Origin of the sequence: Marinobacter sp. LV10MA510-1, from assembly GCF_002563885.1 — a bacterium.
Classification (GTDB): Bacteria; Pseudomonadota; Gammaproteobacteria; order Pseudomonadales; family Oleiphilaceae; genus Marinobacter.
This window is the reverse complement of sequence record NZ_PDJA01000001.1, coordinates 2,773,712-2,798,351: the sequence shown is the minus strand read 5'-3', so window position 1 is coordinate 2,798,351 and position 24,640 is coordinate 2,773,712. Positions and strand designations below refer to the sequence as shown.

At 53.7% G+C, this 24,640-nt stretch carries 25 protein-coding genes and 1 pseudogene; 19 read left to right on the top strand and 7 right to left on the bottom strand.

Going from position 1 to position 24,640, the window contains the following annotated elements; translation table 11 throughout:
- Positions 1-31: 31 nt before the first annotated feature.
- From ATI45_RS13410 to ATI45_RS13400, 3 genes and pseudogenes are all read right to left on the bottom strand, one after another.
- Positions 32-2,497: an efflux RND transporter permease subunit gene (locus ATI45_RS13410; RefSeq protein WP_098419932.1), complete on the bottom strand. Its 2,466-nt coding sequence runs from the start codon at positions 2,495-2,497 to the stop codon at positions 32-34.
- A 10-nt stretch (positions 2,498-2,507) separates the two neighbouring features.
- Complete coding sequence (locus tag ATI45_RS13405) at positions 2,508-3,500, bottom strand: WD40/YVTN/BNR-like repeat-containing protein (protein ID WP_098419930.1); 993 nt, start codon at positions 3,498-3,500, stop codon at positions 2,508-2,510.
- A gap of 258 nt (positions 3,501-3,758) precedes the next feature.
- A pseudogene (locus ATI45_RS13400) lies at positions 3,759-5,475 on the bottom strand (sigma 54-interacting transcriptional regulator).
- Positions 5,476-5,831: 356 nt separating this feature from the next.
- Between ATI45_RS13400 and ATI45_RS13395 the strand changes: the two are divergent.
- The 17 genes from ATI45_RS13395 (at position 5,832) to ATI45_RS13315 (ending at position 19,614) form a co-directional block, all read left to right on the top strand.
- Positions 5,832-6,083 (top strand): phenol hydroxylase subunit, encoded by a 252-nt coding sequence (locus ATI45_RS13395; RefSeq protein WP_098419928.1) that lies wholly within the window; start codon positions 5,832-5,834, stop codon positions 6,081-6,083.
- A 58-nt stretch (positions 6,084-6,141) separates the two neighbouring features.
- Complete coding sequence (locus ATI45_RS13390; RefSeq protein ID WP_098419926.1) at positions 6,142-7,143, top strand: aromatic/alkene monooxygenase hydroxylase subunit beta; 1,002 nt, start codon at positions 6,142-6,144, stop codon at positions 7,141-7,143.
- Positions 7,140-7,409 carry an MmoB/DmpM family protein gene (locus ATI45_RS13385; protein WP_098419924.1) on the top strand — a complete coding sequence of 90 codons (270 nt, stop codon included), beginning with the start codon at positions 7,140-7,142 and terminating at the stop codon, positions 7,407-7,409. Before ATI45_RS13390 ends, ATI45_RS13385 begins: the two co-directional genes overlap by 4 nt.
- Positions 7,410-7,423: 14 nt before the next feature.
- Positions 7,424-8,968, top strand: coding sequence for an aromatic/alkene/methane monooxygenase hydroxylase/oxygenase subunit alpha (locus ATI45_RS13380; protein WP_098419922.1), 1,545 nt, complete (start codon positions 7,424-7,426; stop codon positions 8,966-8,968).
- A gap of 63 nt (positions 8,969-9,031) precedes the next feature.
- A complete protein-coding gene (locus tag ATI45_RS13375) occupies positions 9,032-9,391 on the top strand; it encodes a phenol hydroxylase subunit P4 (RefSeq protein ID WP_098419921.1) in 360 nt (119 codons plus the stop codon).
- Positions 9,392-9,401: 10 nt separating this feature from the next.
- Entirely contained in the window at positions 9,402-10,463 is a 1,062-nt protein-coding gene (locus ATI45_RS13370; protein ID WP_098419919.1) for an NADH:ubiquinone reductase (Na(+)-transporting) subunit F, read from the top strand.
- A gap of 13 nt (positions 10,464-10,476) precedes the next feature.
- Positions 10,477-10,830: a 2Fe-2S iron-sulfur cluster-binding protein gene (locus ATI45_RS13365; RefSeq protein ID WP_098419917.1), complete on the top strand. Its 354-nt coding sequence runs from the start codon at positions 10,477-10,479 to the stop codon at positions 10,828-10,830.
- Between the two features lie 5 nt (positions 10,831-10,835).
- Entirely contained in the window at positions 10,836-11,759 is a 924-nt protein-coding gene (locus tag ATI45_RS13360; RefSeq protein WP_098419915.1) for a catechol 2,3-dioxygenase, read from the top strand.
- 29 nt (positions 11,760-11,788) lie between these two features.
- Positions 11,789-13,249, top strand: coding sequence for a 2-hydroxymuconic semialdehyde dehydrogenase (locus ATI45_RS13355; protein WP_098419913.1), 1,461 nt, complete (start codon positions 11,789-11,791; stop codon positions 13,247-13,249).
- 7 nt (positions 13,250-13,256) lie between these two features.
- Positions 13,257-14,123 carry an alpha/beta fold hydrolase gene (locus ATI45_RS13350; RefSeq protein WP_323807652.1) on the top strand — a complete coding sequence of 289 codons (867 nt, stop codon included), beginning with the start codon at positions 13,257-13,259 and terminating at the stop codon, positions 14,121-14,123.
- Positions 14,123-14,908: a 2-oxopent-4-enoate hydratase gene (gene dmpE, locus ATI45_RS13345; protein WP_098419910.1), complete on the top strand. Its 786-nt coding sequence runs from the start codon at positions 14,123-14,125 to the stop codon at positions 14,906-14,908. Before ATI45_RS13350 ends, dmpE begins: the two co-directional genes overlap by 1 nt.
- 30 nt (positions 14,909-14,938) lie before the next feature.
- A complete protein-coding gene (locus tag ATI45_RS13340; protein WP_098419909.1) occupies positions 14,939-15,850 on the top strand; it encodes an acetaldehyde dehydrogenase (acetylating) in 912 nt (303 codons plus the stop codon).
- 15 nt (positions 15,851-15,865) lie between these two features.
- Positions 15,866-16,894 carry a 4-hydroxy-2-oxovalerate aldolase gene (dmpG, locus tag ATI45_RS13335; RefSeq protein ID WP_098419908.1) on the top strand — a complete coding sequence of 343 codons (1,029 nt, stop codon included), beginning with the start codon at positions 15,866-15,868 and terminating at the stop codon, positions 16,892-16,894.
- Positions 16,894-17,700 (top strand): 2-oxo-3-hexenedioate decarboxylase, encoded by an 807-nt coding sequence (dmpH, locus tag ATI45_RS13330; protein ID WP_098419907.1) that lies wholly within the window; start codon positions 16,894-16,896, stop codon positions 17,698-17,700. Before dmpG ends, dmpH begins: the two co-directional genes overlap by 1 nt.
- Positions 17,701-17,709: 9 nt before the next feature.
- The gene (locus tag ATI45_RS13325) at positions 17,710-17,901 is read left to right on the top strand and encodes a 2-hydroxymuconate tautomerase (protein WP_098419906.1); all 192 of its coding nucleotides are present in this window, start codon (positions 17,710-17,712) and stop codon (positions 17,899-17,901) included.
- 46 nt (positions 17,902-17,947) lie between these two features.
- Positions 17,948-18,640 (top strand): hypothetical protein, encoded by a 693-nt coding sequence (locus tag ATI45_RS13320; RefSeq protein ID WP_098419905.1) that lies wholly within the window; start codon positions 17,948-17,950, stop codon positions 18,638-18,640.
- Positions 18,641-18,669: 29 nt separating this feature from the next.
- Positions 18,670-19,614, top strand: coding sequence for a ketopantoate reductase family protein (locus ATI45_RS13315; RefSeq protein ID WP_228735974.1), 945 nt, complete (start codon positions 18,670-18,672; stop codon positions 19,612-19,614).
- Here the strand turns inward: ATI45_RS13315 and ATI45_RS13310 are convergent.
- From ATI45_RS13310 to ATI45_RS13300, 3 genes are all read right to left on the bottom strand, one after another.
- Positions 19,611-20,657 (bottom strand): peptidoglycan -binding protein, encoded by a 1,047-nt coding sequence (locus ATI45_RS13310; protein ID WP_098419904.1) that lies wholly within the window; start codon positions 20,655-20,657, stop codon positions 19,611-19,613. The two genes, ATI45_RS13315 and ATI45_RS13310, sit on opposite strands and share 4 nt — an antisense overlap.
- Positions 20,654-21,382 carry a MotA/TolQ/ExbB proton channel family protein gene (locus tag ATI45_RS13305; protein WP_098419903.1) on the bottom strand — a complete coding sequence of 243 codons (729 nt, stop codon included), beginning with the start codon at positions 21,380-21,382 and terminating at the stop codon, positions 20,654-20,656. Before ATI45_RS13305 ends, ATI45_RS13310 begins: the two co-directional genes overlap by 4 nt.
- Before the next feature lie 139 nt (positions 21,383-21,521).
- Positions 21,522-22,205: a type 1 glutamine amidotransferase domain-containing protein gene (locus ATI45_RS13300; protein ID WP_098419902.1), complete on the bottom strand. Its 684-nt coding sequence runs from the start codon at positions 22,203-22,205 to the stop codon at positions 21,522-21,524.
- A 103-nt stretch (positions 22,206-22,308) separates the two neighbouring features.
- Between ATI45_RS13300 and ATI45_RS13295 the strand changes: the two genes are divergently transcribed.
- Together ATI45_RS13295 and ATI45_RS13290 are read left to right on the top strand one after the other, a co-directional pair.
- The gene (locus ATI45_RS13295; protein ID WP_098419901.1) at positions 22,309-23,691 is read left to right on the top strand and encodes a ribonuclease J; all 1,383 of its coding nucleotides are present in this window, start codon (positions 22,309-22,311) and stop codon (positions 23,689-23,691) included.
- A gap of 100 nt (positions 23,692-23,791) precedes the next feature.
- Positions 23,792-24,217, top strand: a complete 426-nt coding sequence (locus ATI45_RS13290) for a hotdog fold thioesterase (protein WP_098419900.1) — start codon at positions 23,792-23,794, stop codon at positions 24,215-24,217.
- Between the two features lie 39 nt (positions 24,218-24,256).
- Here ATI45_RS13290 and ATI45_RS13285 read toward each other — a convergent pair whose 3' ends face one another.
- Positions 24,257-24,637, bottom strand: a complete 381-nt coding sequence (locus tag ATI45_RS13285; protein ID WP_098419899.1) for a rhodanese-like domain-containing protein — start codon at positions 24,635-24,637, stop codon at positions 24,257-24,259.
- Positions 24,638-24,640 lie beyond the last annotated feature (3 nt).

The following is a 24,640-nucleotide window of genomic DNA, read 5'->3' as shown; positions in this document are numbered from 1 at the left end:
TCTTCTTGATTATCGTAAACGCCCGCTACGGTTAGGTTCGGGAGGGCGCTTCGGCTACAAACCCATCGTCGTTGCCAGATGGCAGCATCGTCGATGCGGTATCTTTTGCGAGATCAAGGTCGGCGTGGAGAACGCCGTCCTCATCCGCGTAGACATAAGTGATAAAGCGGGGCTTGAAAACCAGCACCCAGGAGGGAACCAGCAACATGGCCGCCAGGCCGTTGATCACGATCATTACGCATAGCAACAGGGCTGCATCTGATTGGAAACGCAGCTCCGAAAAGATTACCCACATGACAATGCCGGCCATCAACGTGATGGCGGTAAAGCTAATGGCCATGCCTGTGGTGGCAATCGCTTTACGCACTGAGTCGCGCAGATCGCCGCACTTGGCCATTTCCTCGCGAACTCTGTCCATCATGTAGATGGAATAGTCGATACCGACACCAATTCCGACGGCAATGACCGGCACCGTGTTGATGTCGATACTCAGGCCAGATAGCCCCATATAGGCGTAGGTCAGGATGGTGGCAAACAGCATGGCCAGCAGCATCATCAGGCCAGCATGCCAAGAGGTGTAGAACAGCATTACAAAGGCAAAAATCAGCAGGAATACCAGCGGCAGAACGATCAGGTTGGTCTCAAACGCAGACTCGTTCATGGCGGCGGCGACACCCAGGGTTCCACCCGCCAAGCGAATGGTCAGGCCTTCAATATCGTCACCGTTTTCGGCGATCCACTCTTTGGCCATGTGAATAGCACGCCGTATAGTCTGTCCTTGCCGGTCCTTGTAATAGAACACCAGATTGGCCACCCGGTCGTCGGTGTCGTTGAACTCATCAAGAGCACCGGGAATCGGGCTGGAAGCCATGTAGGTGAACATAAGGCCGCCAGCGTAGGCGCGTTCGTGGGGAATCTGGTACCAGCGTGGATCGTTATTGTGCATCAGGCGGTTCACCTGCATAACCAGATCTGGAAGCCCTTTGCTGCCACCTACGCCCGGATCCTGGAGCATATGCGATTGAAAATCAGAGAGTGCCTTCAGTACTTCTGGCCGTTTAAGGCCGCCTTTTTCACTGGTTTCGGCGACAACATACAACTCCTCGGAACCCGGGAACCGGTCGTTCACCACGCGCGATGATATGTTGTAGTCGTGATCTGGATACAGGATGGGGGAGCCTGGTTCGGAGTCACCAATTTGCACGTTGGAGGCTGCAAGCAGGCCAGCCCCCATAACAACGGCAGCGGCGTAGAGCGCGATTTTTGCATTTCCCGGGCGAGTTACGATGCGCGAGCAACTTGTGCCGATATGGCGCAGAGCGGTGTCGCGCATCTCGGCGTTTTTGGGCGTGGGTAGAATAGATAACAACAGGGGCACGCCGACCAGCACGGTGAATACCACCGTTATAGCCCACAAAGAGGCGTAGATGCCCAAGTGCGTATTTAGCGGAATTGAACCGATGGCAATTAGTGACAGGCCGATGGCATCTGAAACAACCCCAAGCGTGCCCGGTCGAAATAGACTGTCAAACGTTGCTTTTGCAGCCTTGGGGCCTTCACCCAGCTCTCGGGCTTCAGCGTAATAGCGCTCCACCAACTGAACTCCGTGGCTCATGGCCCTGGCAGCGATCAGGAAGGGGATAACCAAACCAAGTGGATCGAGGTTGTAACCGAGTACGCTGATAATCCCGAGCCCCCATATCGTGGAGATCAGCACACCGCCAAGCGGTATCAGCACGCCGTAAGCTTTTCGGAAGTGGAACAGCAGCAGCGCCAACATGGTCAGCACGGTAAAAATGAAAATCTGCAGAATCTGTTCCATGTAGGTGTAAGCCCAACCTACTAAGACAGGTTGGCCGGTCGCATAGATGGTGATGCTGTCTGCCGACTCGGATTCACGCAACTGTTGCAGTTGGGTAAACGTTGCGGCGTAATCCAGCTTGCCTTCAATCAGTTGCGCTTTGACCAGCGCCATACGCAAATCGGGAGATACAAGAGGGCCGTAAACGCGAGGGTTAGCGGCCACGTTGGCCTTCATCGTTGCCAGAGCTTCTGCAGAATATTCTCCGCTCGTCGAGTCGTAGTACGGCTCGGAGTTAATACTGCCGACTTCGGTCAGCCATATTTTTCGCGAATTTCTATGAGTGACGCTGGAAACAAGGTTGTGGTTCACACCTGGTAAGTTATCCACCGCCTGGGTAACACGATCGATGATGGCAAGATTCTCATTGGTGAAAATGTCACTGCTTTCGAACGCCACACCCACCACCAGAACGTTGGCGCCGCCAAAGTCGTCTTTGATACTGTTATGCAACTCGATATACGGATGCTGCTGGGGAAGCAAGTCGGCAAAATCGGTATAGATTTTCAGACCTGGAATACGCAAGGCAAACATCAGGGTCAGAATGGCAATCAGGCTAAGAACTTTGCGTGGATTATTAAAAACCCAGATTTCAAGCTGGTGCAGCCAATGCGTAAAACGATGCAATCCAGGCATGCGTGTATCCTCAATCAGTGCTGGCCGAAGCGGCCTCAGGAGTTTCGATATTCAGCAAAAGACCGCGCCCACCAGCCAACAGCAGGTGGTTGTCTGGCAGTGCAACGCCGCTACGTAGGTAAAGCGGTTGGTTTTGGGTAGGTATCTGAACCCACTCGCCTTGGGTTAATTGCAACACGGTAGTGTTGTCACCCACGGCATAAAGCGCGGCTTTTCCTTTAACAAAGCCGAAGATTGGAGCCTTAGTCTCGCTGGCTTGTTGAGTCCAGGATTCGCCACCGTCTGTGGTGTGGTAAATGAAGCCGTTAAGGCCACCAATCCAGCCTTTCTGCCGGGAGGTGAACCAAGCCGCATGGGGGTAAAACTCGTCGGGCAAATAGCCCGCGTAGTCCCAGTTTTCACCACCATCTTCTGTCGCGAGCAGCATGCCGTATTCACCCGCTGCAACACCTTGGAAATTGTTCAGAAACTGAATGTTGGTAAGAATGGCGTCTTCGTTAAGGCTGGTTTCGGCCCAGGTACTGCCTTGGTCAGAAGAGTTCTGCAATGTCGTGAAGCTGCCTGCTGCCCACCAACTGCCATCCGGAGAACAGGTGGCAGTCATCATCTGCTCCGAGCTTGGTAACGTGTATGGTGTCCAGTTGATTGCACTGGCATCGCCGTGCCAGAGGATGTTGCTGAACGTTAAAGCGATAAAGCTGCCGTCAGGACATGCATCCAGAGCAATGAAACTGTCATTGGTGGGTAGAGGGGTTCTAGTCCAGGTTTCGCCGTTGTCCTCGCTATGCAATAGCGCGCCGGTATTACCCGCCAGCACAATGACACCTTCGTTGCGCGCCATCGCTTGGTAAAAGTCGGTTCTTTTGAGGGCGTTTTGGGATTGTTCCCGAACGGCATCAAGATCAAGGGGCGCTTCGCACCCGGTCAACAGGAAAGAAGCAAAGCTTGAAAGCACTAAGGCTCGGCACACGATACCGTTACGGCACGTTGGGGCAGTGGGCATGTTGGGTCACCGTCTTTGTTTTTATGTGTAAAGCGACTAACAGTGAGTTAGCAACGGCTATGCCATGATTCAAATATGTTTTATAAGTATATAAAAAAGTTAAATAAATTATTTATAGGGCGGAAAATCTGAAGATTTTTAGAACAGGTGGGAAAGAGCAATTTGATCAAATGATGAAGTCTTGAAAGCATAGATTGTTTATTTCATCACTAGGCAAGATGGAGTGGCGACGTCCATGTCGGCCAAAAATGGCTGGTTTTACCCATCGGCAACAATGCCCGATTTTTTTAGCCGGTAAGCAAGCGCAGGGCGGGTCAGTCCGAGCAGCCGGGCTGCGCCAGAAACATTCTGGTTAGCCTGTTCCATTGCCTGGCGCATCAGAGTTGCTTCGACGTCATCCAGGCTGATGTTGTTAGTCAAGATTTCGCTGGCCCAGTCACCGGTGGTGTTTTTGCTTCCGTCATTTACGAGTTGGCCAGAATGATTAACAGATTCCGTTTCGGTATGTTCGGGGGCACAGTCTGGGAAAACGGCAAAAAGATACTCTTGGCTAATGGTTTCATTATTGTCTGTAAGAATAACGCCTCGTTCAATAACGTTTTCTAGTTCCCGAATGTTGCCAGGCCAGTGATACCGGAGGCAAAGCTCTAAGGCCTTGTCTGAAAGGCCCAGTGTGCGTTTGTTATATTCCATATGAAACTTACCGAGGAAATGCTCTGCAAGCAGCGGAAGATCCTCAAGGCGTTCGCGTAAAGGCGGTATTTGCACGGAAAAAACATTCAGACGGTAATAAAGATCCGCTCGAAAACGACCGGCCTCCACCGCTGCGGCAAGGCTTTCGTTTGTGGCTGCAATAACTCGCACGTTAACCGAACGTGTTCGGTTATCACCCACGCGTTCAAGTTCGCCTTCCTGTAATACGCGCAAAAGGGTTGCTTGAGCCCTGGCATTAAGTTCTATAACTTCGTCCAAAAAAATTGTGCCATCGTGAGCACGCTCAAAACGCCCTTGGCGAGATTGATTGGCGCCGGTATACGCACCTTTTTCTACGCCAAATAATTCGGCTTCGATGAGGTCAGGAGGGATGGCCGCGCAGTTCACAGCGATAAAAGGGCCGTCTGCGCGTTCGCTGCGTAAATGCACGCTTCGAGCGACAACCTCTTTGCCCACCCCCGTCTCGCCCAGCAATAGAACGGATACTTTGCCCATGGCTGCTTTATCAATCATTTTGCAGACTTTGTTGTACGAGGTAGATTGACCAATGCCGTAATATTGCCCCTGTTGCTTCACCAGACTGCTGCGCATGGAATTTACCTGGGATTGCAGGCTATAAAGCTCTTCAATGATTGGATCGGCGGTAAAATAACGTGAGAATTCAGCGGCATCTTCCCATTCCTCCGCAGTTTTACCGACAATAATGCACTTATCGTCACCGCAGCCCCGACATTGGGTTTCGCGAAAGATAATTTCCCGGCCCATAAACGATGAGGTATAGGCACAGGCATAGCCCAGAAGAGACCAGCAGGCCGGTTCGTCCATTTGGCCCAGTTCCGTCTGGCAGATTTCCACCTCAAAGGAGTCAACCCATTCGAGTTCGCCGTAGAAGTCGCCGGTTTCCTGGTCGATATCGATTTCAAGCGGAATAGCTTTGACCATACCTTTTAGAGAATGAAGCTGTGGGCCGGCGAGAAAAATGTCCAGTTCAGAGCACTGTGGCCGGAGTTTTCTGGCCAGTTCGGCATCTCTCAGGCCAGATTGATAACCCAGCCGCAAGAAAAAGCCTTTCGTACGCTCAACGCTCAACGCCCAACGTGTTGACCATTTCACGTCGAAATGCGGCCATGGCGCCCAAGTGCATAAGCAGCATTCGTTGCTCGCCAAACCAGATCTTTCCCTCTGTGCTCTGAAAACGAATTTGTTCTGTAAGGTCCTGAAAATCTGCATAATTCAGCTTTGGCTTGTGGCTCAAAGGCATATCAAAAGGTCCCATCTAATTGTTGTATTTAGGGAACACAAAAAGTGCGGCTTATAAAGTGGTGCTTTATCTATATAACACGCTAACCGTCACAATAATCAATCAAATGGTAAAAACGGGGAATCCTGGTCTTTCGATATCGGTGCCTGAGCATTTGATTATTTTAGTTTGACTTGTTGATCAAATGATAAAAAAGTTCACTCCTCCGCGACCTTCGCTAGGCTACGAATCAGTCGTTTAAGTTTTCAAATTTTTTAAAACCATAAATAGAACAATTGCTTACCAATTTACTTTGTGAACTGGCACATGTGTTGCTTTGACTACCCTAGCCAATAACAAATTCAATGGGGCCAATCATGAGCGAACAGGCTACGAAGTTTGACGAGCTAACCCGCTATATCCGCGTTCGCAGCGCGCCGGAGGACAAATTCGTGGAATTTGATTTTGCTATCGGGCATCCGGAGCTTTTCGTGGAGCTGGTTTTACCCAAGGCCGCATTCCAGCTTTTTTGCAAGCATAACAACGTTATTCACATGAGCTCCGATCAGATCCGTTTAGTCGATGAGGATATGGTCAAGTGGCGTTTTGGTGAAAAAGGACATCGCTAATTACCGCAAAAATTAACGCCAACATCTAATTCACAAAAACAACGATGGGAAGGCAGATATGAGTGTTGAGATTAAAACCACCTCGGTGGAACCCATTCGCAATACCTACTCGGCTATTGCGCGTCGCTTTGGCGATAAGCCGGCAACTCGCTATCAGGAAGCCAGCTTTGACCTTGCGGCCACGACCAACTTTCATTACCGCCCGCTTTGGGATCCGAAGCGCACCTTGAATGATCCCACACGCACAGCCTTGCGCATGGAAGATTGGTATTCGGTGACCGACCCGCGCCAGTTTTTCTACGGCGCTTACGTGGGCAATCGGGCAAAAATGCAGGAAGCTGCGGAAAGCAGTTTTGCGTTTTGTGACAAGCGTAACCTGCTCACCCGCCTGCCTGAGGAAACTCAAAAACAGCTTTTACGCCTTTTGGTGCCGTTCCGCCACGTTGCGCTAGGCGCCAACATGAATAACAGCAAGATTGCCAGCGATTCGACCGCAACCACCGTGTCACAGATGCACATGTTTGCCGCTACGGATCACCTGGGTATGGGCCAGTATCTGTCTCGTATAGCGTTGCTGCTTGATGGCAGCACCGGTACTGCCCTTGATGAGTCCAAAACCTATTGGATGGACGACGAGCTGTGGCAGCCTCTGCGGAAATTGGTAGAAGGCACTTTGGTCATCGATGACTGGTTCGAAATAACCTTGGTGCAGAACGTACTGCTTGATGGGCTCATGTATCCGCTGGTCTACGACCGGATGGATGCGTGGTTTGGCGAACAGGGGGCTGAAAATGTATCCATGCTCACCGAGTTCCAACGCGACTGGTACAAGGAGTCTCTGCGCTGGACCAACGCCATGATTAAAACCGTGGTGGCTGAAAGCGACAGTAATCGCGAGCAAGTCCAGAGCTGGATTGATCATTGGGAGCCTAGGGTCTACGAAGCACTCAAACCCATCGCTCAGGCCACAACGGGATTAGACGCTCTGGATGAACTCCGTGCCGAGCTTTCAACTCGTCTTAAAAAAGTAGGTCTTGAGAGCACAGGAGTTCAGGCATGAGCCAGAAAGTATTTATGGCATTTCAGGACAACGACAACGCTCGCTACCTGGTAGAGGCGATCGTTAAAGATAATCCGGAGGCCGAAGTGCAACATTCGCCGGCGATGATTCGCATTACCGCCGAGAAGCGTCTGGTGATTAACCGGGAAACCATGGAAGAGACGCTTGGCAGGGATTGGGAAGTTCAGGAAATGCTGCTTGAGGTTATTAGTATTGGCGGCAATGTCGACGAAGACGACGACCATTTCATTGTTTCGTGGAGCTGATCGGGAGATCTGACATGGCTAGCAAAAATAAGAAGTTGAACCTTAAAGACAAATACCAGTATCTCACGCGTGACATGGCGTGGGAGCCAACTTACGAGAAACACGAAGACATCTACCCGGATGAGAGTTTTGAAGGTATCAAGATCATTAACTGGGACCAATGGGAAGATCCGTTCCGCCTGACCATGGATACCTACTGGAAGTATCAGGCCGAGAAAGAGAAGAAGCTTTACGCCATTTTTGATGCGTTTGCCCAGAATAACGGCCAACAGAATATTACAGACGCCCGTTACGTGAACGCTCTAAAGCTGTTCCTTTCTGGCATATCACCGCTTGAATACGCTGCGTACCAGGGTTACGCGCGGGTGGGGCGCCAGTTTAGTGGTGCCGGTGCGCGAGTTGCCTGCCAGATGCAAGCGATTGACGAGCTGCGCCACGCGCAAACTCAGCAGCACGCAATGAGCCACTACAACAAGCACTTTAACGGCCTGCACGATGCCTCGTATCAGCACGACCGGGTCTGGTTCCTGTCGGTTCCCAAATCCTTTTTTGATGATGCGCGTTCGGCCGGCCCATTTGAGTTCCTGACGGCAATTTCCTTTTCGTTTGAATACGTTTTGACCAATCTGCTGTTTGTGCCATTCATGTCTGGTGCCGCCTACAACGGTGATATGGCAACGGTCACATTCGGGTTTTCTGCGCAGTCGGATGAAGCCCGCCACATGACGCTGGGCCTGGAAGTGATCAAGTTCATTCTGGAACAGCACGAAGACAACGTGCCCATCATTCAGAAGTGGATCGACAAGTGGTTCTGGCGCGGCTTCCGCCTGTTGAGCCTGGTGGGCATGATGATGGACTACATGCTGCCCAACAAGGTGATGTCCTGGGCTGAAGCCTGGGAAATGTACTACGAGCAAAGTGGTGGCGCCTTGTTCAAGGAACTTGAGCGTTACGGCATTCGCCCGCCCAAGTATCAGGACGTTGCCAACGCCGCCAAAAATCACTCGAGCCACCAAACCTGGGCCACGTTCTATCAGTACAGCCAGGCGACCAACTTCCATACCTGGATGCCTCAGGAAGAAGAGATGGCCTGGTTGTCCGAGAAGTATCCCGAGACTTTCGACAAGTACTACCGTGACCGCTTCGAGCATTGGGACAAAGAGCAGAAGGAAGGGAATCGTTTTTATAACAACACGCTTCCCCAGCTTTGCCAAGTGTGTCAGATACCAACCATTATGACCGAGAAAGACGACCCGACGGTGTTCAGTCATCGCCAAATCAAGCACGAAGGTGAGCGTTATCACTTCTGTTCTGATGGTTGCTGCGACATTTTCAAGAATGAGCCTGAAAAGTACATCCAGGCCTGGATGCCCGTGCACCAGATTTATCAGGGTAACTGCGGCGGTGCGGATGTGGCGACAGTGGTTGAGAAGTATTACCACATCGTTCCTGGCGTCGACAATATGGAGTATATCGGCTCGCCCGATCACCAGCGCTGGCTGGATATCAAAGGTCTGAAGCCCCTCTCGGCAAGTCGTGACAAGACGGCTGCCGCCTGACCGGATTTGCCCGCCTTTCTGGCTGTAGCCGGGGCGGGCACTTATAAAAAAAAGGAGAGCACCATGAGTGTTAACGCCATTTCCGAGTATCACGCCGAACCCAAAGACCGCGTCGAGAATTTCAATGGCATGCAGTTGTTGTATGTCTATTGGCCTCATCACCTATTGTTTTGCGCCCCGTTTGCAATGCTGGTTGCGCCCGATATGACCTTCCGCGCCTTTGTGAACGAGATGCTTGAGCCAGCCGTTGTCGGCCATCCGGATGCACAGAAAGCTGACTTTTTCAGCGCCGAATGGCGTTTGAATGAAGAAGATTTCAAGCCGGATCTTGAGGCCAGCCTGGCTAATAACGGTATTGATCATAAAAGCATGCTGACTGTGACCACACCCGGCCTGGAAGGACTCCAGGGTTCGGCATCCTGAGGGCTAAGCGATGAGCTATACCGTTACCATCGAGCCGATAGGCGAACAAATTGAAGTTGAAGAGGGCCAAACTATTTTGCAGGCCGCATTGCGCCAAGGCGTTTGGCTACCATTTGCCTGCGGTCACGGAACCTGTGCAACCTGCAAAGTTCAGGTGATCGAAGGTGATGTGAATGTAGGCGAAGCTTCGTCATTTGCGCTAATGGACAGCGAGCGCGATGACGGCAAAGTTTTGGCCTGCTGCGCCACGGTTGAAAGTGATGTCACCATCGAAGCGGATATTGATGTTGATGAAGATTTTGAAGGCTATCCGGTAGAGGACTACCAGGCGACGGTAACGAAAATCGTCGATCTGTCGCCGACCATCAAAGGCGTGCATCTCAAGCTGGATCGAGGCATGACCTTCCAATCTGGTCAGTACATCAACATCGAGTTGCCGGGCGTTGACGGGCAAAGAGCCTTTTCCATGGCGAACCCCCCCAGCCAAGCAGATGAAGTAGAACTGCACGTGCGGCTAGTCGCAGGCGGTGCCGCAACTAGCTACGTTCATGAACAGCTGAGCGTAGGCGACTCCCTAAACTTGTCTGGTCCCTATGGTCAGTTTTTCGTGCGCAGTTCGCAACCGGGCGATCTGATGTTTGTTGCTGGCGGTTCGGGCCTATCAAGCCCCCAGTGCATGATTCTGGATCTTCTCGAACAGAATGACGAACGGCAGATTGTGCTGTTTCAGGGCGCGCGCAACGCGGAAGAACTCTACAACCGAGAGCTCTTTGAAACGCTGGCCCGTGACCACGATAACTTCACGTATGTGCCTGCCCTGAGCCAAGCCGACGAGGAGACCGACTGGCAAGGGTTTCGCGGCTACGTTCACGATGCGGCGAAAGCTCATTTTGACGGCCGCTTTTCTGGCCAGAAGGCGTACCTATGCGGCCCGCCTCCGATGATTGATGCAGCGATCACCGCATTAATGCAAGGCCGTTTGTTCGAACGCGATATTTTTATGGAGAAGTTCCTCACTGCCGCAGATGGAGCGGAGGATACCCAGCGCTCTGCGCTGTTCAAAAAAATCTGAGGGAGACTGCGCTATGGGCGAGTCATACCAGATTACAGAGCAGTGCAGCGGCGAACAATTCCGCTGCAAGCCAGGCCAAAGCGTTCTCAAGGCGATGGAACAGAAGGGGCTTAAGTGTGTACCGGTGGGCTGTAGAGGCGGTGGCTGCGGCTTCTGCAAAGTCACGGTACTTAGCGGCGATTATGAGTGCGGAAAAATGAGCCGGGTACATGTTTCCCCGGAAGCCATAAATCAGGGCGAAGTATTGGCTTGTCGGGTTTATCCGCTGACCGACCTGATTATTGAATGCCAACCCCAATCCCAATCCCAATCCCAATCAATCGCTGGGCTTGAGAGCGAACACACAACAACAAAAGCAATGAGGTGAACGTCATGAAAAAGGGAATAATGCGCCCCGGGCACGTCCAGATTCGCGTACTTGATATGGATGAAGCCGTTAAACACTACAAAGATCTTTTAGGCCTGATCGAAATGGATCGCGATGACCAGGGTCGCGTGTATTTAAAAGGCTGGACGGAAGTGGACAAGTTTTCCGTTGTGCTTCGGGAAGCGGATGAGCCTGGCATGGACTTCATGGGTTTCAAATGTCTTAGCGAAGAGATCGTAGATCAATTACGCGAAGAGCTCGCCGAATTTGGTTGTGAAATAGAAGATGTACCTGATGGTGAGCTTAAAGACTGTGGTCGCCGCGTGCGTTTCATCGCGCCGACCGGGCATGCCTTCGAAATCTATGCCACCAAGAAGCAGACCGGAAAATGGGGTATTGGCAATCGCAATCCGGAAGCCTGGCCGCGCGGTCTTGAGGGCATGGCGGCAACCCGCTTTGACCATTGCCTGTTGTACGGACCGAACCTGGATAAAACCCTGAATCTGTTCCGTGATGTGCTCGGTTTTGACTTGGCGGAACAGGTGATGGCTCCGGACGGCAAGCGTGTTGCACAGTTTCTGACGGTCAGCACCAAGGCCCACGATGTTGCGTTTATTCACCACGAAGAACCGGGCAAATTCCACCATGCGTCGTTTTTCCTGGATACCTGGCAGGATGTTCTTCAGGCCGCCGATCTACTGTCCATGACAGACACCTCCATTGATATCGGCCCGACCCGTCACGGTCTCACCCACGGCCAGACTATTTACTTCTTTGACCCCTCTGGTAACCGAAACGAAGTGTTTACCGGCGGCGATTACCACTACCCCGACCATGAGCCGGTGACCTGGGATGCCGAAGAGCTGGGCAAAGCCATTTTCTACCACGACCGGGTGCTGAACGAACGTTTTCTGACGGTTCTGACCTAACTCTTTTTGGGCTTAGAGAGGCTTAAAAAATGAAAGAAATTAAACATTATATTAATGGGCAGTACGTAGGTTCCGTCAGCGGCAAATTGTTCAATAACGTGAATCCGGCAAATGGCAAGGTGATAAGCAAGGTTCACGAGGCTGGCCGCGAAGAAGTGGATGCGGCCGTGCAGGCGGCAAAAGCCGCACTAAGTGGGCCCTGGGGCAAATTGACCGTGGACCAGCGTAGCGCCATTTTGCACAAGGTCGCCGCGGGCATTAATGCCCGCTTCGATGAATTCCTTGAAGCCGAATGCCTGGATACGGGCAAACCGAAATCCATGGCCAGTCACATCGACATTCCCCGCGGCGCAGCGAACTTTTCAGTATTCGCTGACATGGTCAAAAACGTTCCAGCAGAATCGTTTGAAATGTCGACGCCGGACGGCACCGGAGCGATTAACTACGCGGTACGCCGCCCTAAAGGTGTGATAGGGGTCATCAGCCCGTGGAATTTACCACTGCTGTTGATGACCTGGAAAGTTGGCCCTGCCCTGGCGTGCGGCAACACTGTCGTGGTTAAACCGTCAGAAGAAACACCCACCACCACTGCGCTTCTGGGCGAGGTGATGAAAGAAGCGGGCGTGCCGGATGGCGTATTCAACGTGGTTCATGGCTTCGGCGGTGACTCAGCCGGCGCCTTCTTAACTGAGCACCCGTTGGTGGACGGCTTTACCTTCACCGGCGAAACCCGCACCGGCGAAGTTATCATGAAATCCGCTGCGAAGGGTATTCGTGACATTTCCCTGGAACTGGGAGGCAAAAATGCCGGGCTGGTCTTCGCCGACTGCGATATGGACAAAGCAATAGAGGGCACGCTGCGCTCTGCGTTTGTGAATTGCGGGCAAGTTTGTTTGGGGACCGAGCGAGTCTACGTTGAACGCTCTATCTTTGACGAATTTGTCGCCCGCCTCAAAGTGGGTGCAGAAGAGCTAAGAGTTGGCCCCCCTGATGACCCCAATGCCAATATGGGCCCACTTGTTAGCCTGAGACACCGGGAAAAGGTGCTCTCTTATTATCAGAAAGCGGTGGACGATGGTGCCACAGTGATCACCGGTGGTGGTGTACCTGACATGCCGAATGAGTTTGCTGGTGGTGCTTGGGTGCAACCCACCATTTGGACTGGCTTGGCCGACGATTCTGCCGTAGTGACAGACGAAATATTCGGACCTTGTTGCCATATCCGCCCCTTCGATACCGAAGAAGAGGCGATCGAACTCGCCAACAGCCTCCCGTACGGACTCGCATCTGCAATCTGGAGCGAGAACATCACCCGCGCGCACCGTGTTGCGGGCCAGGTAGATGCCGGAATAGTTTGGGTAAACAGTTGGTTCCTGAGGGACTTACGTACCTCATTTGGTGGTAGCAAGCAGTCCGGTATTGGTCGTGAGGGGGGAGTGCACTCCCTTGAGTTCTATACCGAGATGAAAAACATCTGCATCAAGCTGTGAGGCGGCTATGACGACGAGTGCTGCAATGGTAGCAAGTGGCGAGATCGGTCGCGAAATTGTCGCGGCCGGTTACCGGACGAATTTGCACGACCAGGGTGAAGGTTATCCGGTCATGCTGATTCACGGTTCCGGCCCGGGTGTGACGGCTTGGGCCAACTGGCGCCTGGTTATGCCCGAACTTGCCAGCCAGCGTAGGGTAGTGGCGCCAGATATGCTGGGTTTCGGTTACAGCGAGCGCCCGCAAGACCGCTACTACAACCGTGATCGCTGGGTTGACCACGCGCTGGGCGTGATGGACGAGTTGGGGCTGGAACAGGTGGACATGGTTGGCAACTCCTTTGGTGGCGGAATTGCTCTAGCGCTTGCCATTCGCCATCCGGAACGGGTTCGTCGCCTGGTCCTGATGGGTAGCACGGGCGTTAGCTTTCCGATCACCCGTGGGCTGGACGAGGTGTGGGGTTACGAACCCTCCCTTGAAGCCATGCGACAGCTACTCGATACCTTTGCCTTCGACCGGAATCTCGTTAATGACGAGCTGGCCGAGCTGCGCTACCAGGCCAGCATTCGTCCTGGTTTTCAGGAGTCATTTGCCGCCATGTTTCCGCCACCGCGCCAGCGCTGGGTAGACAGTCTGGCCAGTCCGGAAAAGGACATTCGTGGTTTATCCCACGAAGCGCTGGTGATCCATGGGCGAGAGGATCAGATAATCCCGCTGCAAGCATCCCTGACCCTGGCTGACTGGCTTAAGCGGTCTCAGCTTCATGTTTTTGGCCGTTGCGGCCACTGGACGCAAATTGAACACGCTAATCGCTTTGCGCGACTGGTAAATGACTTTCTCAACGAAGCTGACACGATGGCTTCAGGAGCATATTAATGGAACAGAAACGAATCCAGGAACTGGGCGACGAACTTTACCAGGCCATGCTGGCCAGAGAAGCCGTTGACCCGCTTACCAGCCGCGGCGAAGACATCACGGTCAATGACGCTTATCACATTTCTTTGCGCATGCTTGAGCGGCGCCTGGCGGCCGGTGCGTCTGTGATCGGCAAGAAAATCGGTGTTACCAGCAAGGCTGTGCAGAACATGCTGAACGTACACCAGCCGGATTTTGGCTATCTCACTAACGACATGGTGTTCAACAGCGGCGAAGTCGTGCCCATCAGTGACCGGTTGATTTCACCCAGAGCTGAGGGCGAAATTGCCTTTATCCTGAAAAAAGACCTGATCGGGCCTGGTATTACCAACGCCGATGTACTGGCTGCCACCGAATGTGTGATGCCTTGCTTTGAAATTGTCGACTCCCGCATCCGCGACTGGAAAATTGCCATTCAGGACACCATTGCCGACAACGCCTCATGCGGCCTGTTTGTGCTGGGCGACCAGGCGATCTCCCCACGTAAAGTGGATTTGGTCACCTGCGGCATGGTGGTTGAAAAGAACGGTGCCATGCTCAGCGCTGGAGCGGGTGCTGCTGCACTTGGGTCACCGGTGAACTGCGTAACCTGGTTGGCCAACACGCTGGGGGAGTTTGGTATTTCATTAAAAGCCGGTGAGGTTATTTTGTCTGGTTCGCTGGTACCGCTGGAACCTGTGAAGGCCGGTGACCACATGCGAGTTGATATTGGTGGCATCGGCAGCGCGTCTGTCCGTTTCATCTGATTGGCCGAGTTGATAACAGGAATAAACAGCATGAGCAAAAAACTGAAAGCGGTCATCATTGGCCCAGGTAACATCGGTACTGACTTGCTGATGAAGATACAGCGTTCCGATTGGATCGAACCGGTTTGGATGGTGGGGATTGATCCCGAATCGGAAGGTTTGAAACGCGCTGCCGAGATGGGCATCAAGACCTGCGCCATCGGCGTGGATGGCATTCTGCCGAATATATTGGACGACGACATCCGTGTTGCCTTCGACGCCACCTCCGCCTATGTGCATGCCGAGAACAGCCGCAAGCTAAACGAACTGGGCGTGATCATGATCGACCTGACCCCCGCCGCCATCGGCCCGTTCTGTGTACCACCGGTTAATCTGGCGGCTCACGCCAAGAACCTGGAGATGAACGTCAACATGGTCACCTGCGGTGGCCAGGCCACCATTCCGATGGTCGCAGCGGTAAGCCGTGTTCAGCCAGTGGCTTATGGCGAGATCATCGCCACCGTTTCGTCGCGCTCCGTGGGCCCCGGTACGCGCCAGAACATCGACGAGTTCACCCGCACCACGGCCGGTGCCGTGGAGAAAGTAGGCGGAGCCAAAGAGGGTAAGGCCATCATCATCATCAATCCGGCCGAGCCGCCGCTGATGATGCGTGACACCATCCACTGCCTCACTGAAAGTGAGCCAGACCAAGCCGCCATTACCGAATCTGTGCACGCCATGGTGAAAGAGGTGCAGAAGTACGTGCCGGGCTACACCCTGGTCAATGGCCCTGTCTTCGATGGCAACAAGGTCACCTGTTACATGCAGGTGGAAGGGCTGGGCGACTTCCTGCCCAAGTACGCCGGCAACCTGGACATCATGACAGCCGCCGCCCTGCGGACCGCCGAGATGTTCGCTGAAGAAACGGCCAACGGTACCATCACACTGCCGGCACGCGGCTAAGCGGGAGAGATGACAATGAATTTGAACGGTAAAAAAATCACCCTGCACGACATGAGTCTGCGTGACGGTATGCACGCCAAGCGTCACCAGATCAGCCTGGACGAGATGGTCAGCATCGCTTCGGCGATGGATGAAGCTGGCATGCCGCTGATCGAAGTGACTCACGGTGACGGCCTGGGTGGTCGTTCACTGAACTACGGCTTTCCGGCCCATAGCGATAAGGAATACTTAAGCGCCGTGGTGCCGAAGATGAAAAACGCCAAAATCTCCGCGCTGCTTCTGCCGGGGATCGGAACGGTCGATCACCTGAAGATGGCCAAAGACCTCGGTGTCTCCACCATCCGCGTGGCCACCCATTGCACCGAAGCGGATGTGTCTGAACAGCACATCGGCATGGCGGCCAAGATGGAAATGGACACCGTTGGCTTCCTGATGATGGCGCACATGGTCAGTCCGGAGAAGATCCTGGAGCAGGCCAAACTGATGGTCGGCTACGGCGCCAACTGCATCTACGCCACCGACTCTGCAGGCTACATGCTGCCGGACGAAGTAACAGCCAAGATCGGCTTGCTGCGGTCTGAACTGCCGTCGAATATCGAAGTGGGCTTCCACGGCCACCACAATATGGGCATGGCAATTGCCAACTCACTGGCGGCGATTGAAGCGGGTGCCTCCCGGATTGATGGCTCCGTCGCGGGCTTGGGTGCAGGCGCCGGCAACACGCCGCTGGAAGTGTTCTGCGCGGTATTGGATCGCATGGGTGTGGAAACCGGCGTTGACCTGTACAAGATCATGGACGTTGCCGAGGATCTGGTTGTCCCGATCATGGACCAGCCAATCCGCGTGGATCGTAATGCCCTGACATTGGGCTACGCAGGTGTTTACTCCTCGTTCTTGTTGTTCGCTGAACGTGCCGAGAAGAAGTACGGCATTTCGGCCCGTGACATTCTGGTTGAACTGGGCCGTCGCGGCACTGTAGGCGGGCAAGAAGACATGATTGAAGACCTGGCACTGACCATGGCAAAAGAAAAGGGGTTGATCTAATGAGTGAAGTCAAAAATAACAAGCTGACACGGGCACAAATCGAAGACTTGGCCGTTCATTGTGAGAACGCCGAACTTGAAGCCTATGAAATCACCAAGGTGACTAATGATTACCCGGACATGACCTTCGATGATGCTTACGACGTGCAGTGGGAAATTCGCCGTCGTAAGGAAGACCGTGGTAACAAGATTGTAGGCATGAAAATGGGGCTGACCTCTTGGGCCAAAATGGCACAGATGGGCGTCGAAACCCCGATTTACGGCTTTCTGGCGGATTACTTCAGTGTTCCAGACGGTGGCGTGGTCAATACTAAAGAACTGATCCATCCGAAAATCGAGGCCGAAATTGCTTTTGTTACCAAAGCGCCCCTCAAGGGCCCAGGCTGTCATATCGGTGATGTACTGGCCGCCACCGACTTCGTGATTCCGGCGGTAGAAGTGATTGATTCCCGCTATAAGGATTTCAAGTTCGATTTGGTGAGCGTAGTGGCAGACAACGCGTCTTCCACGCGGTTTATCACCGGTGGTCAGATGGCCGATGTGGCCGATGTAGACCTGAAAACGCTGGGTGTCGTGGTTGAGAAAAACGGTGAAGTGGTTGAGGTAGGTGCCGGAGCGTCTGTGCTTGGCCATCCGGCTTCTAGTGTGGCGATGCTGGCGAATATGCTGGCCGAGCGGGGCGAGCACATTCCTGCTGGCACCTTCATTATGACCGGTGGTATTACTGCGGCGATTAGCGTGGAGGCAGGTGACAATATCACCGTTCGTTATCAAGGCCTGGGTAGCGTTTCAGCCCGATTCGAGTAAGGAAGTGGTATGCCAATTGCCCAGCTTTATATCGTTGAAGGCCGTACGGATGAGCAAAAAGAGGTGTTGATTCAGGAAGTGAGCGAGGCCATGTCCCGCTCCCTGGATGCGCCCATGGAGCGCATACGGGTAATGATAACTGAGATGCCAAAACAGCATTTTGGCATTGCCGGCCATTCGGCAAAAAAACTGGGGCGCTAGCCAGCGCCTTCGTTCTTCGCTGAGTTCCTAATGTCCCGGAGGCACCATGACAAAACTTCCCGTGCTTTATGTGTCCTGCGATGCACAGGCGTTTAGCCAGCCGAAGGGGCAATCAAGCCTACGCCGTTTGATTCGCAATCACGATGTCACCAGTCTGGTGTTTATTTCACTGGGCGCAGGGCTGAGCGCGCCAGAAATACGCCATTCGGAAGGGTGCGATGGCGTTGCGCTACAGCTATACCGGTTATTAAAAAAAGACGCCTGCGAGCCGCTTCTAACGGTCAGCAAATCCGCTGGCCTTAAGGCGCTTGCAGGAGCACTGTTTTGCTCAGCATCGGTTGAGGCTGCAGAGTTGCGACTCAACCTTGGCATGACCGAGATAGATTATCGGCGTATCGGTCAGTGTCTGGAAGCGTGCCGGGAGCTGGGTATGCTCATTATCTGTTTCGATGAGATAGCCGAGACCGATGCTGGTAAAATAAGGCCGCCACCTTACGACCCTGATGTTCGTAACATGATCCGTCAGTGGGAAGACGAGCAGCGCTGGGCAACCGTGCTGTCGAGGTCAGAGACCAATGTTGCGGCCAGTGTGAATGAGGCCTCGCCATTGAACGATCCAACTCTTTGTATGCTCAATACGGCTTTCAGCCTTGGTGGCATGCAAGCGCCCCAGAGGGTGTTTGGCAGTTCCCTAAATGCCGGTCGTGAGTCTCTAGCAGGCTATGTTTGGATGCATTAAGCTGTCCAAAAAGCGACAGGATAGGGTTCATGCTCAAGTTATTAATGATTGGTGCCGGTGGTATTGGCGGCTATTACGCGGCACGCCTTGCCCGGGCCGGGCACGATGTAGTTCTTACGGCTCGCGGTGAGCATCTGCACGCGATAAAGAACCGTGGCCTGACGGTGCGATATGGCGGTGATGAATGGAACTGTCGGCTACCCGTTTTTGACCATGCCCACTTGCTTGAACAATATCGAGCAGACGACTTTGATCTGGTGCTGGTGGCGCTGAAGTCCACTGCGACAGAGTCTGTATTACACGAGCTAGGCTCTTGGCTGGGGAAGGGGTCAGTAGCGGTGCTATCTCTGCAAAATGGTGTTGATAACGAGCCCATAATTGCCGCAGCGATAGGATCCAGCCGAACCTTGGGAGGCCTTGCGGTGCGTATTGGAGGGCACATTGTTGAACCGGGCGTAATAGAAGCAGAAGGTGTCGGCCAAGTGGTTATGGGCGAATGGCCAGAAGCCGCGCCGCAGCCAGACACCCGCAGGCTGTTGCTGAAGACATTGGAAACAGCGTTTAACGAATCCGGCATTCCCGCCACCGTCAGCCCGCGTATCTGTTATGAACTTTGGCGTAAGCTGGTGATCAATAATGGGGTAAACCCGCTTTCTGCCCTGACAGGTCTGGATACCCGAAGTCTTACCCAACACCCAAAATTTGGCAAATTGGTTTATGCCATGATGTCTGAAACCGTTGCGGCGTCGCGGGCAGATGGCGTTAACCTTGGACAACAAGATCTGGATGAAATGTTCGAGCTAATTAGCAGCTTTAACGCGATCAAAACATCCATGCTGGTTGATAAAGAAAAAGGCCGGCCTCTAGAGCTAGACAGCATTGCAGGAGCGGTACTTCGGCGTTCGGAAGCACTTGGCATTGGCGCCCCTTATACCGCGATCGTCAGTGCGCTTCTGGAACACGGTTTGGGTTAGCGATCGGTCAATTTGATTTCGATACGCCTGTTTGCCTGCAGCGCTTCGGGCGTGGTGCCATCCGCCACCGGAAAGAACTCACCAAAACCCGCCGCGACCATGCGGTTTTGCGGCACACTCTGATCGGCCAGGTAGCGCACTACCGCGACAGCGCGTGCGGTTGAAAGCTCCCAGTTGGAAGGGAACTGCGGTGTATTGATGGGAATTCGATCGGTATGGCCATCAATGCGCAGAATCCACTCTAGGTCTGCGGGGATGGTTTCAACCACATCCAGCAGCACTCCGGCGAGCTTGTCGAGTTCGCGTTTGCCTTCTGCCCCGAGAAGGGCCGAACCGGAAGCGAACAGCAACTCGGATGGCAGCAGAAAGCGATCGCCAACAATGCGGATGTTTTCATTGGCGGCCAGAATGTTCCTCAACCGGGCGAAAAATTCGGATTGGTACTGCTCCAGTTGATTGATTCGCTCCGCCAGCAATGTGTTAAGGCGCCGGCTGACATTTTCCAGCTCGTCTTCTTTGCCGACGGTCATTTCTCTTTGCAGTTTAAGCGCAGTGGTTATCTGTCGTAGCTGGTTCTGAAGCGATGCGATCTGGTTGGATAGCCGCATGATCATATTTTGCTGGCTGTTGGAAAGCTCATCCTTGTTATCCAGATCCTGGTTCATGCTCGCCAGGCTTTCAGCTCGGGCTTCCGCGTCGGCGGTTTGCCGCATTAATTGATCGCGGGAGGCTTCCAGCCGTTGCTGCAGGTCTTCATTCTGGCCAAGACTGTCGCTGAAGCTGTCTTGAACCATGAGCATTTGCTGCTCCAGAGCCGCCGTTGTGCCCTGTTCCAGCCCTAACAGCTGAGATATCTCGCTTAGCCGCTGGTTCAGCTGGGCCAGTTCGGAATTGCGGTCAGAAAGCGTTTGCGACAGAAAAAGCTGGCTCACCACGTAAACCAGCAACATGAATATCACCAGCATCAGCAGGGCCGAGAGGGCGTCTACGTACCCCGGCCACACGTTGGTGGTGCTTCGGCTACGGCGTCTGGACCCAATCATCGCTGGCGTTCATTGCTGTTGAAGGGGTCCAGCAGGTTGGTAACGCCGGTTAGCCATTCTTCCAGCCCGTCATAGAATCGGTTTTGAGCATGGCCGGCCTGGATATCAAGAAAGCCGAGTATCAGGGAACCACCAAGACCAAACAGCGACGAGCTGAACGCGGTGCCCATACCCTGCAAGGGTGTTAGCAGTCCGGCCTGCAGGTCTGCAAACACCTTGCTAAAATCACCCTGGCCCATGTCCAGATTGGTAATCACCGCACCCACTGCATTGATGGTGCCCAACAAACCCCAGAAGGTGCCAAGAAGCCCCAGAAAAACCAGCAGGTTGATGAAGTAGCGGGTGATTTCACGTTGCTCATCCATGCGGGAATGAATGCCATCCAGAACTGTGCGCAGCGACATGGTAGAGAGTGTAAAACGGTCACGTTTGGAATCTTCGCCCAGCTGCCTGGCCAGCGGCTTGAGCAGGCGGGGTTCTTCCAGCACTGACAGGCCTGATTGGCCAGTGCGGAACTGGGAAATCCAGCGCAGCTCGGGAAACAATACGAACACCTGACGATAGGTGAGGCCGATGCCAACAATGAGTACGCAAAGAATCAACAGGTTGAAAACCCAGTTGGCCATAAAGGCGGTTATCAGCGGTTGGTGAATCAATACGCCGACGACGGCAACAATCGCCAGAAAAAACGTCATCCAGAAAAGGGTATGCTTTGGATTACTCATGAAAAAGTCACCCTGTTGAGAATTTCGTCAAAACGTTAGCACAGACTGGCGGATGTTAATGCTTAATTGGCGGGAAATTATGGGAGTGAGGGTTCCCCGGCGAGGCAAAATGCCAAGCCAGGGCTGGGCATTACGAGTTTTAGCCTTCGAGCAGGGTCTGTACCACAGCCTTGGCCGCGCCCTCGGAGGAAGCCGGGTTCTGGCCGGTGATCAGTTTGCCGTCAACGACTATGTAAGGTGCCCAGTCGTCGCCACAGCTGTAATCGCCAGCGTTTTCCTGAAGCATGTCTTCCACCAGGAAAGGCACCAGTTTGGTCAGCTGAACCGCTTCTTCTTCGGAATTGGAAAAGCCGGTGACTTTGCGGCCGCCGACGATATTCTGGTTGGGCTTCACTTCTACGTTTTTGAACACGCCAGGCGCATGGCATACTGCGCTGATGACTTTATCCTGCTCGTAGGCGCGTTTGATCAGCGCTATGGAATGCTTGTCGTTGGCCAGATCCCAAAGCGGGCCGTGGCCGCCGGGGTAAAAGATGGCGTCGTAATCGTTCATGTCCACGTCGGCAAGCTTGCGGGTGCTGGCCAGGGATTCTTTGCCGTGTGCATCTTCTGAAAAGCGTTTTGTGGTATCTGTTAAGGCGCCTTCGGCTTCGCTGGCCGGGTCGACCGGCGGTTTCCCGCCTTTGGGCGAGGCAATGGTTATATCAGCGCCGGCGCCTTTGAAGACATAGTAAGGCGCAGTGAACTCTTCCAGCCAGAAACCGGTTTTTTTGCCGGTGTCGCCAAGTTGATCGTGAGACGTCAAAACCATCAGGATCTTCATAAAAATCCACCCTTTTTAAGCAATAAGTAAGTTACGGTATATTGTCCGTATACTAATAGATTGTGCCATAACGGCGAAAATTCAACCTGAGAGAGTTCTGATCATGACGCCGGATTCCAATGACCTGTGGTTTTTACCCCTTGGTGGCACCGGCGAGATTGGCATGAACCTGAATTTGTATGGCCACGATGGCCGCTGGCTGATGGTGGACTGCGGTGTAACCTTCCCAAAACCGGGCCGCCTGGCGGCAGACGGTACCATGCACCATCACGGCGAACCGCCGGTACAAATGGCAGACCCCGCTTTTATTGCTGATCGCCGCGAAATGCTCTGTGGTCTGGTGATTACCCACGCTCATGAAGACCACGTGGGCGCTGTGCCTTACCTTTGGCCCCTGTTGCAATGTCCGATTTACACCAACCGCTTTACCGCGGAAATTCTGCGCCGCAAGCTGGCGGAATTCGACATGCTGCACCGGGTTCCCATTGTGGTGATGGCAACCAATGACAGGCGTCAAATCGGCCCTTTTAATGTGCAGTGGCTGGCGCTGACCCATTCCATACCCGATCCCAACGCACTGATGATTCGCACGCCGGTGGGCAATATCTTCCATAGCGGCGACTGGAAGCTGGACGACCAGCCGCTGATTGGCCATGGCTATAGCAAACAGACATTCACGGATTTGGCGATCGAGGGCGTAGCCGCCATGGTGTGTGATTCCACCAACGCGACGGTAAAGGGCCATTCGGTGTCTGAAGGTGCCCTGCACAAAGGTCTTTTAAAAGCGGTAAAAAGCGCAGAAGGGCGTGTGGTGGTGGCGTGTTTTGGCAGCAACATTGCCCGCCTGCACACCCTGGCGGCCGTTGCCCGCCAGACCGGACGCTACATGGGATTGCTTGGCCGTTCGCTGGTGAATATGAGCTCGGCGGCCAAAGCTGCAGGCTTGTGGCACAGTGCCGACGAGCTAATCAATCCTGCCCACCTGGGCTATTTGCCGCCGCACGAGGTATTGGTGGTGGCGACGGGTAGCCAGGGCGAGCCGCGCACAGCCTTGCGTCGGCTGGCCAATGGCAGTCACCCGGATGTTGAGCTGGAAGCCGGTGACACAGTGATTTTCAGCGCCCGCGCCATTCCCGGTAATGAAGAGTTGATCGCCGCGTTGATCGGCCAACTGCAGGGAATGGGGGTCAAGGTGATTACCGCCGAGCAGTGCGACTTGCCGATACACGCGTCTGGCCACCCGGCGCAGGAGGAGCTTGAAGCGATGTATCGCTGGGTTCAGCCCGCCGTTGCCATTCCGGTACACGGCGAAGAAGAACACATGGCGGTGCACGCACGGCTGGCAAAGCAAACCGGGGTGCCCAAAACCCTGGTGGGCCGCAACGGAGATCTGTTCATGATTCGCCCGGTGCCCGGCATGCGCCGTCAAATTACCGAAACAGGGCGGTTGGGCTGGCTCAAGCAGGCCTTGGTAAGGGTAGTTTGAGGGCGTTGGCGCTCGCAGTCTGGCTGTTCGCTTGCTATCTGGATAGACTAGTGCCAAATCCTGCAAGTCGCAAAATACTCACTCACACAAGGCACGAACCATGGCGATATGGACTCGAATTCCGACCAAAGAAGACATCATCAAAAGCTGTCAGAATACCGCCGTTAGCCACATGGGTATCGAATTTCTGGAAGTGGGTGACAACTTCCTCAAGGGCCGCATGCCCGTCGACGAGCGCACAGTTCAGCCATTTGGCATTCTGCACGGCGGCGCATCGGTGTTGCTGGCCGAAACCCTGGGTAGCATGGCCGCTAACTGCTGCCTGCGTGATCCGGGTACCGTGGCGGTAGGGCTTGAAATCAATGCGAATCATCTTCGCCCCGCTACCAGCGGCTGGGTTTACGGCACCGCAACCGCCATTCATTTGGGCAGTACCACTCAGGTCTGGGACATTGTGATTGAAGACGAAAACGGCAAAAAAACCTGCATTTCCCGCTTGACCATGGCCGTTACAAAGGCTCGCTAGGCCTGCTCATTATATCTTGCTATTGCCTACGCCCGGCTGTTAATCGAAGCTGGGCAGCTCCGGCTTCGCTTGGGGTTTGCTCGCTGCCTGCCAGGCCTCAAAGCCGCCTGCAATGATCTGAACGTGCATATAGCCCATCTCTTTCAGTGCTTTTGCCGCCAGCGCAGAGCGCCCGGAATTCTTGCAATACAGCACTATGTTCAGGCCACGATTTTCCAGAGTCGGGTCGTTGCTGAACTTGAACTCCAGCAAACCACGGGAAATATTCATGGCGTGGGGAATGTGGCTCTGGCGGTATTCATCGCCGTCGCGTACATCAATCAACAGGTCCGCTTTTAGAATCGCTTCATCGGCATCGGCCAGTGGCGTTTCCTGAATGTGTAATTTGGCCTCGGCGACCAGGTCGTGAACGGTTTTCATGGT